Here is a 14513-nt window from a genome sequence, read left to right as displayed (position 1 = left end):
GGCTCTATGAACCACACGAATTTGATTTCCCCAAACCACAAAACCACCCCCATCCTAGCCTTCCCCCGCCAGATGGGGGAAGGAACAGGATTGCTGATACGGCAAAGAGGTCGTCTGAAAATTACGATTTATGGAATTTCAGACGACCCCGTTCATCATCAAACCACGCCAAACACTCCCTCCGTTGTCATTCCCACATAAAGAAGAGGTCGTCTGAAACCCATCTTTCAGACGACCTCTTCTCTTTCAAAAATGCTCTGCCCTAACCCCTAACCTGCTTCTTGCAAAAAGCCTGCCAGTGCGGCGGTGTCGAGTGCGATCATCAGTTCTTCGTTGGTCGGTACGACCAAAACGGCGGGCATGGAACCTGTCGGGCTGATGATGCCTGAGTTGCCGTAGCGTTTTTCCATATTGGCTTTGGTGTCGATGTGCAGACCCAAATAGTCGAGGTAGGCGACGGTTTTGGCGCGGATGTTGCGGGAGTTTTCGCCGATGCCGCCGGTGAAGACGAGGGCGTCTATGCCGCCGCAGGCGACCGACATGGAGGCGATGTATTTGGCGAGGCGGTAGGTCATGACTTCGAGGGCGAGGCGTGCGCCTTCGTGGCCTTCGTCGGCGGCGATTTCGAGGGTGCGGCAGTCGTTGGAGAGTTCGGAGATGCCGAGCAATCCTGATTTTTTGTTCAACATTTCATCGACTTGTTCGATGTTCATGCCGGCGTGGGCGGTCAGGTAGCTGTACACGCCGGGGTCGATGTCGCCGCAGCGGGTGCCCATGACGAGGCCTTCGATGGGTGTGAAGCCCATGCTGGTATCGACGGATTTGCCGTTTCGGATGGCGGTGATGGACGCGCCGTTGCCGAGGTGGGCGACGATCATGCGCAAATCTTCCAGCGGTTTGCCTAGAATCCGCGCTGCTTCGGGGGCGACGTAGCGCATACTGGTGCCGTGGAAGCCGTAGCGGCGGAAGGCGTGTTTTTTGCGCAATTCGCGCGGCACGGCGTAGGTGTAGGCGCGTTCGGGCATGGTTTGGTGGAACGAGGTGTCCATCACGCCGACGTTGGGCAGACCGGGGAAGTGTTCCTGCGCGGCGAGGATGCCGCTGATGTTGGCAGGGTTGTGCAGCGGGGCGAGCGGGATGCAGGCTTTCAACTCGTCGAGTACGTCTTGGTCGATGAGGACGGACTCGTGATATTTTTCGCCGCCGTGGGCGATGCGGTGGCCGATGGCTTTGATGCGGTCGTGCAGGCCGTGTTTTTCCAGTTCGTTCAACAACATACCCACTGCGCCGGCGTGGCAGTTGCGGCCGGACAGGGGAACTTGGCGTTTGTTGCCGTCTTTGTTGAAGGTAATGACGGCTTCGGGCGTACCCAAACGTTCGCCGAGGCAGCTTAGGACGACGCTGCCGCTTTTGCGGTCGATAACGGCGCCTTTGAGCGAGGAGCTGCCGCAGTTCAGGACGAGGATGAGTTGGTCGGACATGATGTTTCTCCTTGTAGTTTGTGGTTGTTTTTTTGGTGGGGTCGTCTGAAAAAGGATGGGCGTTGGGCGGGGGGTGTTTCAGACGGCCTCTTTGGGCAAAGCGTATGCCGCATTTTCTATCGTCATTCCCGCGCAGGCGGGAATCCAGAATGTAGAACTCAAGAAACCTGTTTCCCCCTGCCAATCCTCCATATTGACAGGTCTGGATTCCCGCCTGCGCGGGAATGACGGTGATACGGGAAGCTGTCTTTTATCGGAGTTTCCGTGTTTTTCCTTGTGGTTTGCCGCCTTCCGCCACAGGGCAAGGGAAGGGAATCGTCAGTGATTTGATGTCTACTTGTTTTTCAGACGACCTTTTTATGGCTCGCGGGCAAAGCCCGCGCTACGTCGGTTCAAAAGCAATCATCGGGAACGCGTACCCGCCCTTCCATAATCACCCTTGCGCTGCGGCTCATGACGGCTTTTTTCACCGCCCAGATGCCGTCTGAACACTCTGCCGCCGCGCCGACGCGCAATGTGCCGGAAGGATGGCCGAAGCGCACTTCGTTGCGCGTTCCGCCGCCTGCGGCGAGGTTGACCAGCGTACCGGGTACGGCAGCAGCAGCAGCGATGGCGACCGAGGCGGTGCCCATCATGGCATGGTGCAGTTTGCCCATGCTCAGGGCGCGTACCAGCAGATCGATGTCGGCAGCGTTCACGGTTTTGCCGCTGGAGGCGGTGTAATCGGCGGCGGGCGCGACGAAGGCGACTTTCGGCGTGTGCGCGCGGGCGGCGGCCTCGGACACGTCGTTAATCAAGCCCATTTTCAGCGCACCGTAAGCGCGGATTTTCTCGAATTTTTCCAGCGCGGCGGCATCGTTGTTGATGTCGTCCTGCAACTCTTTGCCCGTGTAGCTCAAGTCGGCGGCGTTCAGGAAAACGGTCGGAATACCCGCGTTGATAAGCGTGGCTTTCAGACGACCTATGTCCGGAACGTCCAACTCGTCCACCAGATTGCCGGTCGGGAACATGCTGCCTTCGCCGTCGGCGGGGTCGAGGAATTCGATTTGAACTTCGGCGGCGGGAAAGGTAACGCCGTCGAGTTCGAAATCACCCGTTTCCAAGACTTCGCCGTTTTGCATCGGAACATGGGCAATGATGGTTTTGCCAATGTTTTTCTGCCAGATTTTCACCGTGCAGATGCCGTCTGAAGGGATTTTGCCTTTATCGACCAAGCCCTGCTCGATGGCGAACGCGCCCACGGCGGCGGTGAGGTTGCCGCAGTTGCCGCTCCAATCGACGAAAGGCTTGTCGATGGAAACTTGCCCGAAAAGGTAATCGACATCGTGGTCGGCGCGTTCGGACTTGTCCAAAATCACCGCCTTGCTGGTGGACGAGCTGGCGTTACCCAAACCGTCTATCTGCTTGCCGTAGGGGTCGGGACTGCCGAGTACGCGCAACAGGATTTTGTCGCGCGCGCTGCCCGCTTCCCGCGCCGCTTCGGGCAGGTCGGAACGTTTGAAAAACACGCCTTTGGATGTGCCGCCGCGGTAGTAAACGGCGGGGATTTTGATTTGCGGCATTTTTGGGTTCTCCTTATGTAGCGTGGGCTCTGCCCACGATTTTTTACCGTATCAATTTAGCCTTTATTTCGTGGGCAAAGACCACTACACCAACTGCCCTCGAAACCATTTACCTTCAAAATTCGGATTTCTTACAGGCAAAATCTGTACCGCATTGTTAAAATATACCGATTAATTATTTCATCAAGGATTGTTATGGCTGATTTCCGCCGCGTACACGACGGACAATGTTATTTCTTTACCGTAGTTTCCTATCGCCGCCGTCCCATATTGTGCGATCCGCCTGTCAGGCGATCCTTACGGCAGGCCGTATTGGATGTCCGGCAGGATTTTGATTTCAACATCGACGCATGGGTTTTGCTGCCCGACCATATGCACGCGATTTGGACGCTTCCCGAAGGCGATTGCGATTACAGTCGGCGTTGGGCTTTAATTAAACGCAAGGTCTCGCAAGACTGCGGTTTCCTATATCCTTGGCATCATGCGGCAGAGGTTCAAAAACGGCGAAACGAATCGTTTATTTGGCAGCGGCGTTTTTGGGAACACTGCATCCGCGACGAATCGGATTACCAAAAACATATGGATTACATTCATTTCAACCCCGTTAAGCACGGTTTGACCGCATCTGTCTCGGATTGGCAGTATTCCACCTTCCACCGCCATGTTCGGAATGGTATGTATCCTGCCGATTGGGGAGGGGTTGCCGATGCCGATAATCAGGACATGGATTTCGGTGAACCTTAATCTGTTTCCTATTTAAATTTCGCGGGTTGTTTCGTTTTATTTCGTGGGCAGAGCCCACGCTACATCTGCTTTTCAGACGGCCTGTATTTCGCGGGCAGAGCCCACGCTACGTCTTGTTTTTAGACGGCCTGCATGTAGCGTGGACTTCGTCCGCGAAGATTCTTGGTTGCAACATCTACCCTGTTTCGTGGGCAGAGCCCACGCTACGTCTGCTTTTCAGACGACCTGCATGTAGCGTGGACTTCGTCCGCGAAGATTCTTGGTTGCAACATCTACCCTATTTCGTGGGCAAAGCCCACGCTACTTCTGCTTTTCAGACGACCTCTAAGCCGCGTTCCCTTCCAAAAAATCCTGTGCGAACCGTTGCAGCACGCCGCCGGCTTCGTACACCAGCACTTCCTCTGCGGTATCGAGGCGGCAGGTAACGGGGACTTCGACGGTTTCGCCGTTTTTGCGGTGGATGACTAAGGTCAGGTCGCCGCGCGGTTTGCGTTCGCCGACCACGTCGTAGGTTTCCGTGCCGTCCAGTTGCAGGGTGTGGCGGTTGGTGCCGGGTTTGAATTGCAGCGGCAAGACGCCCATGCCGATGAGGTTGGTGCGGTGGATGCGCTCGAAACCTTCGGCGGCGATGGCTTCCACGCCCGCCAGCCGCACGCCCTTCGCCGCCCAGTCGCGGCTGGAGCCTTGGCCGTAGTCCGCGCCGGCGATGATGATGAGCGGCTGTTTGCGGTTCATATAGGTTTCGATGGCTTCCCACATGCGCATGGTTTCGCCTTCGGGCTCGACGCGGGCGAGCGAGCCTTGGCGCACGCTGCCGTCTTCGTTTTTCACCATTTCGTTAAACAATTTGGGATTGGCGAAGGTGGCGCGTTGGGCGGTGAGGTGGTCGCCGCGGTGGGTGGCGTAGGAATTGAAGTCTTCTTCGGGCAAACCCATTTTCGCCAGATATTCGCCCGCCGCACTCGCCGCCAGAATCGCGTTGGAAGGCGAAATGTGGTCGGTGGTGATGTTGTCGGGCAGAATCGCCAAGGGGCGCATTCCCGTCAGGCTGCGTTCGCCCGCCAGCGCACCTTCCCAATAGGGCGGACGGCGGATGTAGGTGGACATCGGACGCCAGTCGTACAGCGGACTCGGGGCTTTTTGCGCCTTGCCGGTGTCGAACATCGGTACATACACGTCGCGGAATTGCTGCGGTTTCACATATTCGGCAACGACGGCATCGATTTCTTCGTCGGTCGGCCAGATGTCTTTCAGGCGGATTTCCTTGCCGTCGTCTGAAACGCCGAGTACGTCGTTTTCAATATCGAAACGGATGCTGCCCGCGACGGCGTAGGCCACCACCAGCGGGGGGCTGGCTAAAAACGCCTGTTTCGCATACGGGTGGATGCGGCCGTCGAAGTTACGGTTGCCCGACAGTACGGCGGTGGCGTACAAATCTCGGTCTATGATTTCCTGCTGGATTTTCGGGTCGAGCGCGCCGCTCATGCCGTTGCAGGTGGTGCAGGCGAAGGCGACGATGCCGAAGCCGAGTTTTTCCATTTCGGACAACAGACCCGCTTCTTTCAAATAGATTTCCGCCACTTTCGAGCCGGGGGCGAACGAGGTTTTGACCCACGGTTTGCGTTTCAGCCCGAAGCGGTTGGCGTTGCGCGCCAAGAGCGCGGCGGCAACGACGTTGCGCGGGTTGGAAGTATTGGTACAACTGGTAATCGCGGCGATGATGACCGCGCCGTCGGGCATGAGGCCGTCTGAAGGCTCTTCGTAAGGCTTCGCCAGCCCTTTCGCCGCCAAATCGACGGTGGCAAAACGCGCGTGCGGGTTGCTCGGGCCTGCCATGTTGCGCGTTACGCTGCTCAAATCAAATTTCAACACGCGCGGATAAACGGCGGTTTTCAGGTCGTCCGCCCACAGCCCGGCGGTTTTGGCGTAGGTTTCCACCAATTTCACCTGCGCGTCGTCGCGTCCGGTCAGTTTCAAATAATCAATGGTTTGCGCGTCGATGGCGAACATGGCGGCAGTCGCGCCGAACTCAGGGGTCATGTTGGAAATGGTCGCGCGGTCGCCGATGGACAGGCTTCTCGCGCCCTCGCCGAAAAATTCGACAAACGCCCCGACCACGCGTTCTTTGCGCAGAAACTCGGTCAGCGCCAACACAATATCCGTCGCCGTAATGCCCGCCTGCCGTTTGCCCGTCAGCTCCACGCCGACAATATCGGGCAGGCGCATCATGGACGCGCGTCCCAGCATCACCGTTTCCGCTTCCAAACCGCCCACGCCTACGGAAATCACGCCCAACGCATCAACGTGCGGCGTGTGCGAATCCGTGCCGACGCAGGTGTCGGGAAACGCCACGCCGTTTTTGACTTGGACGACGGGCGACATTTTTTCCAGATTGATTTGGTGCATGATGCCGTTGCCCGCCGGAATCACGTCCACATTTTCAAAAGCGGTTTTCGTCCAGTTGATAAAGTGGAAACGGTCTTCGTTGCGCCGGTCTTCGATTTCACGGTTTTTGCGGAACGCATCGGGGTCGTAGCCGCCGCATTCCACCGCCAGCGAGTGGTCGACGATAAGCTGCGTCTGCACCACCGGATTCACTTTGGCAGGATCGCCGCCCTTCTCTGCGATCGCATCGCGCAAACCCGCCAAATCCACCAGCGCGGTCTGCCCCAGAATATCATGGCACACCACCCGCGCGGGATACCACGGAAAATCGATTTCCTGCTTGCCTTCTATCAGCTGGCCCAGCCAGCTTTGCAGCGTCGGCAAATCGACTTTGTCCGCGCGGTTGACCAAGTTCTCCGCCAAAATACGGCTCGTGTAAGGCAGCTTGTCGTAAGAGCCGGCTTGAATGTCCTCACACGCCGCGCGCGCGTCGTAGTATTCCAAATCCGTACCGGGCAGCGGTTTGCGGTAACGTTGGTTGGCAGCCATGTTCAGTTCTCCTGTGGATCTATTTTTCTTGTGGTTTGGGGTTTCAGACGACGTTTGTTGAAGGGGTCGTCTGAAACTTTAATATTCGGTTTTAATAGGTAACAACGATATTGCACGTCGTCTGAAATCTACTCGACTCGCGGGCTGTTTCTGCCTTTTGGCGAAACCGTGAAAAAAGTTGCCGCGCTGCCTCCGCCATTCCCGCCGCAGCCTGTCCTCGCTTAGGCGGGAGCGGGAATGACGGCAGACGTTGCGGCTGGTTTTTCAGACGACCTTCTCTCTCGCATATTCCAACAGGCCGTCTGAAAAGCGGAACCGTAGGCGGGATTCGGTTTTCCGCGGGCAAAGCCCGCGCTACACGTCGTCTGAAATCCGATTGGCGCCTCCTACGGCTGTTGTCCGTCTCAGCGTTCCTCAATCTCCACAAACGCCAAGTCTTCAGGGCCGGTGTAGTTCGCGCTCGGACGGATGATTTTGCCGTCTTTGCGCTGTTCGAGGACGTGTGCCGCCCAGCCGGTGGAGCGCGAAATCACGAACAGCGGCGTGAACATGGCGGTCGGTACGCCGAGTTTTTGGTAGGACACGGCGGAGAACCAGTCTAAGTTCGGGAACATTTTTTTCTCTTCCCACATCACGCTCTCCAAGCGCTCGGCGATGTCGAAGAGGCGCATGTCGCCCGCTTCCCGGCTCAAACCGCGTGCCACTTCTTTAATCACGACGTTGCGCGGGTCGGAAATGGTGTAAACCGGATGGCCGAACCCGATAACGATTTCTTTGCGGGCGATGCGTTCGCGGATGTCGGCTTCGGCTTCGTCGGCGTTGCGGTAACGTTTTTGGATGTCGTAGGCAACTTCGTTCGCGCCGCCGTGTTTCGGGCCTTTGAGCGCGCCGATGGCGCCGGTGATGCAGGAATACATGTCCGAACCCGTACCGGCAATCACGCGGGCGGTGAAGGTGGAGGCGTTGAACTCGTGTTCAGCATACAGAATCAGCGAAACGTGCATGGCTTTAACCTGCGATTCGGTCGGGCGTTTGCCGTGCAACAGGTGCAGGAAGTGGCCGCCGATGGTGTCTTCCTTGCTTTCGACGTCGATGCGTTTGCCGTTGTGCGAATATTGATACCAGTAGAGCAGGATGCTGCCGAGGCTGGCGATGAGTTTGTCCGCAATGTCGCGCGCTTCGCTGTCGGGATGGCTTTCGCGTTCGGGATGAACGCAGCCGAGCATGGACACGCCGGTACGCATGACGTCCATCGGATGCGTGTGCGCAGGCAGGCTTTCCAACACTTTAATCACGCGGATAGGCAGGCCGCGCATAGATTTGAGCTTGGTTTTGTAGGCAGCGAGTTCGGATTTGTTGGGCAGATGACCGTGAATCAGCAGGTAGGCGACTTCTTCAAACTCGCATTTCTGCGCCAGATCGAGGATGTCGTAACCGCGGTAGCTCAAATCGTTGCCGGTGCGGCCGACGGTACACAGCGCGGTATTGCCCGCCGCCACGCCGGAGAGGGCGACGGATTTTTTCGGTTTGAAGGTCGGGGTTTCGGGGGTTGCAGTCATGGTATTTCTCCTTTGTGTTTTTATGGGTTTTGGGTTTTCAGACGGCCTTTTGAAGGTTGAGGGTCGTCTGAAAACGGTTTTTTACTTCTGAAACAATTTATCCAGCTTCTGTTCGAAGTCGTGGTAATTCAAATGCTCGTAAAGCTCGGCGCGGGTCTGCATGGTATCGACCACCGCCGCCTGCGTGCCGTCGCGCATAATCGCCTCATAAACATTCAGCGCGGCCTTGCTCGCGGCGCGGAACGACGAGAGCGGATACAGCACCAGCGACACGCCGTTGTCCGCCAGCTCGCGCTGCGTATAAAGCGGCGTCGCGCCGAATTCGGTAATGTTTGCCAACACGGGTACTTTCACCGCATCCGCAAACTGCCGGTACATCGCCAAATCCGTCATCGCTTCGGGGAAAATCATGTCCGCACCCGCTTCCACGCAAGCCTGCGCCCGCTCGATGGCGGCATCCAAACCTTCCACCGCCAGCGCGTCCGTCCGCGCCATAATCACAAAATTCTCATCCACGCGCGCATCAACGGCGGCTTTAATGCGGTCAACCATTTCATCTTTAGAAACAATGGCTTTATTCGGGCGATGCCCGCAACGCTTCTGCGCCACTTGGTCTTCGATATGCACCGCTGCCACGCCCGCACGCTCGAAGTTGCGAATCGTGCGCGCGATATTGAACGCCCCGCCCCAGCCGACATCGATGTCCACCAGCAAAGGCGTATCCACATTGTCCGTAATCCGCCGCGCATCAATCAGCACATCTTCCATCGTGGTGATGCCCAAATCCGGAATCCCGCACGAACAGGCCGCCACGCCGCCGCCCGACAGATACACCGCCTTAAACCCGCTCTGCGTCGCCAGCCGCGCAAAATAAGCGTTCACACAGCCGACCACGGCAAGGGGATTCGACTCCTTCACAGCTTGGCGGAAACGGGTGCCGGCAGAAAGTTGGCTCATGGTATTTCTCCTTTGTAGATTAGATTTTTTTCAGTTATCGACTCAGCGGCCCGGTTTCCGCAAAAACTGAAACGAACCGTTCAAAAAGAAACAATGGTTTCAAAACCGTTTTCAGACGACCTTTCAAAACCCAAACCCATCAGGTCGTCTGAAAAATCAAAATCAATAAAAACAATCAGTTAACAACTTCAATACAAACAATTCGGCTAAGGCGGAGGTATAAGGAATTTTTAATAATTTTTAAATTCGGAAAGGAAATACAGTTGGAAAGACAGAATTTTCAAAACCCAAACCGTCCGCAGAAATGCGGAAACCCCGATTCGGGCGAAGAGCCGTCAGACCGCCGCGACTGCCCAAAAGCAGACGACGACGGATGCGGCAGAGATAGAAGACGATCTATAACAAGACGGAGAAGTTTGGTACAGATTCATGATAGGGTTCCTTTGTAGTGCTATGTAGTTTTTATAAGTATGGACAAATTTAAAAAATAATTTTCAGGCTGTCAAATACTTTTTCTAAAATATTTTTAAAAATTCAATCATTAATAAACAATACTTCAGAAACAAAACCCCAAACGCCCGCCTCAAAACAACCTAAATCTTTACCTGGCAAAGTTTGCATCGCTCTAAGCCAATCAAAACAATTTTAAACAATCCATCTCAAAAACAAATATAATTAATTCATTTATCAGGAATTTTTATTCAAACAAGAAAATAGGCATCCAAATCGCCCAAACCGCCCTATTTTCCACCTACTCCCTTTTCAGACGACCAGAACTAAAATAACATCATGATTTACAATTAAAACTATAATATTTAAAAATGTAGTCATATGTAGTTTTAAATATAAAAGGTCGTCTGAAACCCATCACCCCATGATTTCAGACGACCTCTCCACTCCCAGCCGTAGCGTGGGCTCTGCCCACGAAAAAAACGCCATGTTATCGCCCGACTCGAAAACCAAACAGATGATTCCGTGGGCAAAGCCCACGCTACGATCCGCGGCAGTATCACGCGCCCTACCCGCCGTCGTGGTGGATTTATCCGTCAGGGAAGTTTTTTTGTAGTATTCAGTGAGAGAGTTCTTTGCTTCTATTGGATTCACGTTCATCCACCATAAAAGTTAAAAAGGTCGTCTGAAACCCATAATCACATGGTTTCAGACGACCTTTTATCTTTCCCATCCACTTTTCAGACGACCTCACAGCAAAAACATCGTTGCCAGCCCTAAGAAAATCAGAAAACCGCCGGAGTCCGTTACCGCCGTAATCAGCACCGAGCTGCCCAAAGCAGGGTCGCGGCCGGATTTTTCCATGATGACGGGGATGAGTACGCCGACCGAGGCGGCGAGCAAGAGGTTCAGCGTCATCGCGGCGACCATCACCAAGCCGATGCCGATGCTGCCGTACAGCAGCCATGACACCACGCCCATGACCGTTCCCCAGATGATGCCGTTGACCAAGGCGACGCCGACTTCTTTTTTCAACAACCGTCCCGCCTGCATCCCCGTCAACTGCCCCATCGCCATCGCGCGGACAATCATGGTGATGGTTTGGTTGCCGGAGTTGCCGCCGATGCCGGCGACGATGGGCATCAGCGCGGCGAGTGCGACGATTTTCTCGATACTGCCTTCAAACGCGCCGATAACGCGGCTGGCGAGAAAGGCGGTGCAGAGGTTGACGGCAAGCCACATCCAGCGGTTTTTCACCGAATCCCACACAGGCGCAAACAAATCTTCCTCTTCCTGCAAACCCGCCATGTTCAACATATCCGCTTCCGATTCTTCGCGGATAACGTCCACCATCTCGTCGATGGTAATCCTGCCGATGAGCTTTTTGTTTTCATCGACAACGGGCGCGGTAACCAAGTCATAACGTTCGAACGCCTGCGCCGCTTCTTCCACGTCATCTTCGGGACGGAAGCGCACGACTTCGGTCGCCATCACGTCCGCCACCAAGTCTTCGGGATCGGCAACCAAAAGTTTGCGGATGGGCAGCACGCCTTGCAGGATGTCGTTTTCATCGACCACGAAAATCTTATCGGTATGGTCGGGCAGGCTCTCGAAGCGGCGCAGGTAACGCAGCACCACTTCGCAGGCAACGTCGGCGCGGATGCTGACCAACTCGAAGTCCATAATCGCACCGACTTGGTTGTCTTCATACGACATCGCCGCCTTGACTTGGGCGCGCTCTTCCTCGTCGCGCGTCTGCAAGGCTTCATAGACCACTTGGTGCGGCAAATCGCCCGCCAGCTCCGCCAGTTCGTCCGCATCCAAATCATCGACCGCCGCCAACAGCTCGTCTTTGTCCATCGACTCGATCAGCGTTTCGCGCACCGCGTCGGAGACTTCCAGCAACACTTCGCCGTCGTCTTCAGGCGTAACCAGAAGCCAGACGATATTACGCTCGCGCGGCGGCAACGATTCCAACACCGCCGCCACGTCGGCAGGGTGCAGCTCGTTCAAAAGGACGGTCAGCTCGGTAAATTTCTCGCGCAACGCCTCGTCCTCAATCGGCACGCCTTCCTCAATCTGCGGGAAGGCGGGCGAGAGGATTTCGCACAGCGCGTGGATACGGTCGAAATCGGCGGAAACGCGCTCTACGTCGCTTTCGATACCGTCGTTTTCAAGGTTCGGAGGGGTTTGTTCGATGCTCATAAATGCTCCGCCCGCCGGATGCGGGAGGGCATTTCGGCGGGATGGTTATCGTGTATTTCGGGATAAACCGGAAGGGAAGTTCAGTAAAAACGAACTGGGAAGGTCCATAATAAAAGCCTGCTGATTCAGGCGTCGTGTTGGAAACGGAGCGTATTTTACCGCGTTTCGAGGCGGTTTACTATTTTTAACTGAAAAGGTCGTCTGAAATTTATAAATTTCAGACGACCTTTCAACACATTATTAAGGTAAAACACCTAATTTTTCAAGAATTTCAACTTTTTTAAGACTTAACTCACTTAGTTTCTCGATCAGTTTATTATATTTTTCTTCCGACTCCATTATTTCTTTGGGAAACTCGTTGGTTAATTGGCTAAATAACAATTTCCCGTCATCATCAAAATATTCTTCCTCTCCACCAAAAACGGATCCATGAACTTGAATCATTTTCTTACCATTAGGATAAAAAAACGTAGTGAGTGCATTTTTCTCTTCAAGATCGGTTTCACTCGCCATGACCAGTTTGCCATCCACATAATTGCCATAGACAACTTCATTGCGCGCAACATTTTTTTGCTTGAAATTGTATAGTTTCCCATCTTCTGAGTATGAAGTTACGACACCGTCTACAGCTTCTGAAGAATTAAAGTTTTTCTCATTTTTAACCGAGATCACAGCCGGGTCGATTTGTTTAGTTCCACTATCCTGATAAAAATCCTGAATCACTAAGTTTCCATCAGCGGTCTTACCCAAAATCTCGCGATAAAAACCTCCTTTAGCAGGACGTTTTACCAGTTTGAATTTGGGCGTAAAGTAATAGACTTTCTTCTCTTGTAACGGAACATCAATTAATTTGGATGTTTTAGCGACGGAATATTTTTCCCAATCTTGCGCACTGGCAGGAATAGGAAGCGCAGTTTTGCCTGTTTTGTATACGCTAGTTTGATGATGCGATGCAAAACTTTCCGCCGAATTATCCTTAATTGCCGAGCAGGCACTCAATGCGCCTGCAACAAATAAAACAATCAATAATTTTTTCATAAAATTCCTTTTAAAAAAACATCATCTAAATACTGGTAGCGTGAATAACTATAAAAGATGGAAGGTTATCTAAAAATTTTTCTAAGCAATTTTACCATGAATAATGTTATTTCCATATTTTGTATTGTCTATTTTGTAAAAGTCTCAGCTTTCCAGAAAACACTTCTATGATCCAATCCCAATGGATCAATCCATAAAGTTGGATTGACAACATAGGCAACAAATTTCCCCCGCCTTTCAAACCAATCGGATCTTGACTTACAAACCGCCCGATTTCAGGGTCTTAATAGCGGAAACGGTTGTAGTGTAGCCTGCTTTCTTCGTCGTAATACTGACCTTGGAAGCAGTTTATTACCGTTGTCAGCGATAGAACTAACTATATTAGGCAATTAGATAGATACTTCTTTCCTACTTTCAATCAATTTTTTCCATTGATATAAAAGGGACAAAAAGTATTCAAAGTCATAAATAGTTACTTCCATTTCAGTAAATTCGTTAAAAATATTTATCTTATCTTTTGTTATGGAAATTGTGTGGGCATTACCCGTACCTTCCCAAATTTCTATCTTACCGTTTTGAACTTGACTAATATTGTCTATTATTAAATCAACAGTATTTTCTACTCCCATGACATCTTCTTCCAGAAAATCTGCAATTATTTCATCAGAAAATTTTAAATTGTTACGTTTGACTCTGCAGATGTTATAACTATCTATATAAAAATACATAAAAATCCTTAATAAATCGGATATGCTGTATTAATATCATATCCTTTTTGATTAACATATCCTGAGATTATAACACCGCTAGTTGATACTCCAGAAAATTTATTTCCAGTAATACAACCATTATGATATGCACTTTTAATCTCAGAAATTACTCGACTTCGAGACCATGTTTTAGGATAAAACGATGAATCTACCGTTTTTTTAATCCATTTTCCTTTTGTGAAATCAAAAATTTCAACATTTCCTACATATACCCCATGTAGATTCTGTTTCTGAGTAATATTCGTAATTCTTGCTCTAGTATTATGCCCAATTGATCCTTCATGATGAAATCCCGTTGCCTGCCCTTTACGATTAATTTCCCCATGAAAAATATGTTCCGAGACCTTTGCAAAAAAGTCCTCCTCCCGACAACCGAAACCTCAACACAGTTTTTCGTCTATTTCCGCCCCAATCACTCCTTAATTCTACCCCAATACCCCCTTAATCCTCCCCGGATACCCCATAATCAGGCATCCGGGCCGCCTTTTAGGCGGCAACAGGCACACTTAGCCTGTTAGCCGCTTTCAACAGGTTCAAACACATCGCCTTCAGATGACTTTGCGCACTCACTTTACACAGACCAAAATAGGCTGCTCGGGCGTAGCGGAATTTACGGTGCAGCGTACCGAAGCTTTGTTCGACCACATAACGGGTCTTCGATAAATATCGGTTGCGTTTGGTTTGCGCTTCCGTCAGCGGACGGTTGCAGTGGGCTTTGCGCATAATGCCGTCTAACAACTGATGCTCTTTCAGATGTTGCCGGTTTTCCTTACTGTCGTAGCCTTTGTCGGCATAGACGGTCGTACCTTCGGC

At 52.5% G+C, this 14513-nt stretch carries 11 protein-coding genes; 2 read left to right on the top strand and 9 right to left on the bottom strand.

All coding sequences use genetic code 11. The annotated features are described in order from the left end of the window. Nucleotides 1–201: hypothetical protein (locus HMPREF1028_RS13950; RefSeq protein ID WP_232203842.1), on the top strand; the 201-nt coding region annotated here is incomplete at its 5' end. 68 nt (nt 202–269) lie between these two features. Here the strand turns inward: HMPREF1028_RS13950 and HMPREF1028_RS10465 are convergent. Together HMPREF1028_RS10465 and prpF are read right to left on the bottom strand one after the other, a co-directional pair. Beyond that, nucleotides 270–1481, bottom strand: a complete 1212-nt coding sequence (locus HMPREF1028_RS10465; RefSeq protein ID WP_009312730.1) for an acetate kinase — start codon at nt 1479–1481, stop codon at nt 270–272. 392 nt (nt 1482–1873) lie between these two features. Then, nucleotides 1874–3043, bottom strand: a complete 1170-nt coding sequence (gene prpF / locus HMPREF1028_RS10460) for a 2-methylaconitate cis-trans isomerase PrpF (RefSeq protein ID WP_009312729.1) — start codon at nt 3041–3043, stop codon at nt 1874–1876. Between the two features lie 195 nt (nt 3044–3238). Here prpF and HMPREF1028_RS10455 point away from each other — a divergent pair, with 195 nt between their 5' ends. Next, on the top strand, nt 3239–3787 hold the full coding sequence (locus HMPREF1028_RS10455; protein ID WP_009312728.1) for a transposase: 549 nt from the start codon (nt 3239–3241) through the stop codon (nt 3785–3787). A gap of 324 nt (nt 3788–4111) precedes the next feature. Here the strand turns inward: HMPREF1028_RS10455 and acnD are convergent, their stop codons facing one another. The 7 genes from acnD to HMPREF1028_RS10415 form a co-directional block, all read right to left on the bottom strand. Continuing rightward, complete coding sequence (gene acnD / locus HMPREF1028_RS10450; protein WP_009312727.1) at nt 4112–6721, bottom strand: Fe/S-dependent 2-methylisocitrate dehydratase AcnD; 2610 nt, start codon at nt 6719–6721, stop codon at nt 4112–4114. A 404-nt stretch (nt 6722–7125) separates the two neighbouring features. Then, a complete protein-coding gene (gene prpC, locus HMPREF1028_RS10445) occupies nt 7126–8280 on the bottom strand; it encodes a 2-methylcitrate synthase (protein WP_009312726.1) in 1155 nt (384 codons plus the stop codon). Nucleotides 8281–8361: 81 nt separating this feature from the next. Then, a complete protein-coding gene (gene prpB / locus HMPREF1028_RS10440; RefSeq protein WP_003779818.1) occupies nt 8362–9237 on the bottom strand; it encodes a methylisocitrate lyase in 876 nt (291 codons plus the stop codon). Nucleotides 9238–10437: 1200 nt separating this feature from the next. Next, nucleotides 10438–11892, bottom strand: coding sequence for a magnesium transporter (gene mgtE / locus HMPREF1028_RS10430; protein WP_009312724.1), 1455 nt, complete (start codon nt 11890–11892; stop codon nt 10438–10440). A gap of 240 nt (nt 11893–12132) precedes the next feature. Beyond that, complete coding sequence (locus HMPREF1028_RS10425) at nt 12133–12930, bottom strand: hypothetical protein (protein WP_009312723.1); 798 nt, start codon at nt 12928–12930, stop codon at nt 12133–12135. Between the two features lie 389 nt (nt 12931–13319). After that, complete coding sequence (locus HMPREF1028_RS10420; protein WP_009312722.1) at nt 13320–13658, bottom strand: YacL family protein; 339 nt, start codon at nt 13656–13658, stop codon at nt 13320–13322. Between the two features lie 528 nt (nt 13659–14186). After that, the coding region (locus tag HMPREF1028_RS10415) for an IS5/IS1182 family transposase (protein ID WP_009312721.1) at nt 14187–14513 on the bottom strand (327 nt) is incomplete at its 5' end.

The organism is Neisseria sp. GT4A_CT1, from assembly GCF_000227275.1.
Lineage (GTDB): Bacteria > Pseudomonadota > Gammaproteobacteria > Burkholderiales > Neisseriaceae > Neisseria.
Note: the sequence above shows the minus strand (reverse complement) of the source record. Positions and strands in the feature narration are given on the sequence as shown.

What these genes read in the sequence shown, in the direction of transcription:
- HMPREF1028_RS10465 (WP_009312730.1), bottom strand. Translation starts at nt 1,481, where the DNA reads ATGTCCGACCAACTCATCCTCGTCCTGAACTGCGGCAGCTCCTCGCTC.
- prpF (WP_009312729.1), bottom strand. Translation starts at nt 3,043, where the DNA reads ATGCCGCAAATCAAAATCCCCGCCGTTTACTACCGCGGCGGCACATCC.
- HMPREF1028_RS10455 (WP_009312728.1), top strand. Translation starts at nt 3,239, where the DNA reads ATGGCTGATTTCCGCCGCGTACACGACGGACAATGTTATTTCTTTACC.
- acnD (WP_009312727.1), bottom strand. Translation starts at nt 6,721, where the DNA reads ATGGCTGCCAACCAACGTTACCGCAAACCGCTGCCCGGTACGGATTTG.
- prpC (WP_009312726.1), bottom strand. Translation starts at nt 8,280, where the DNA reads ATGACTGCAACCCCCGAAACCCCGACCTTCAAACCGAAAAAATCCGTC.
- prpB (WP_003779818.1), bottom strand. Translation starts at nt 9,237, where the DNA reads ATGAGCCAACTTTCTGCCGGCACCCGTTTCCGCCAAGCTGTGAAGGAG.
- mgtE (WP_009312724.1), bottom strand. Translation starts at nt 11,892, where the DNA reads ATGAGCATCGAACAAACCCCTCCGAACCTTGAAAACGACGGTATCGAA.
- HMPREF1028_RS10425 (WP_009312723.1), bottom strand. Translation starts at nt 12,930, where the DNA reads ATGAAAAAATTATTGATTGTTTTATTTGTTGCAGGCGCATTGAGTGCC.
- HMPREF1028_RS10420 (WP_009312722.1), bottom strand. Translation starts at nt 13,658, where the DNA reads ATGTATTTTTATATAGATAGTTATAACATCTGCAGAGTCAAACGTAAC.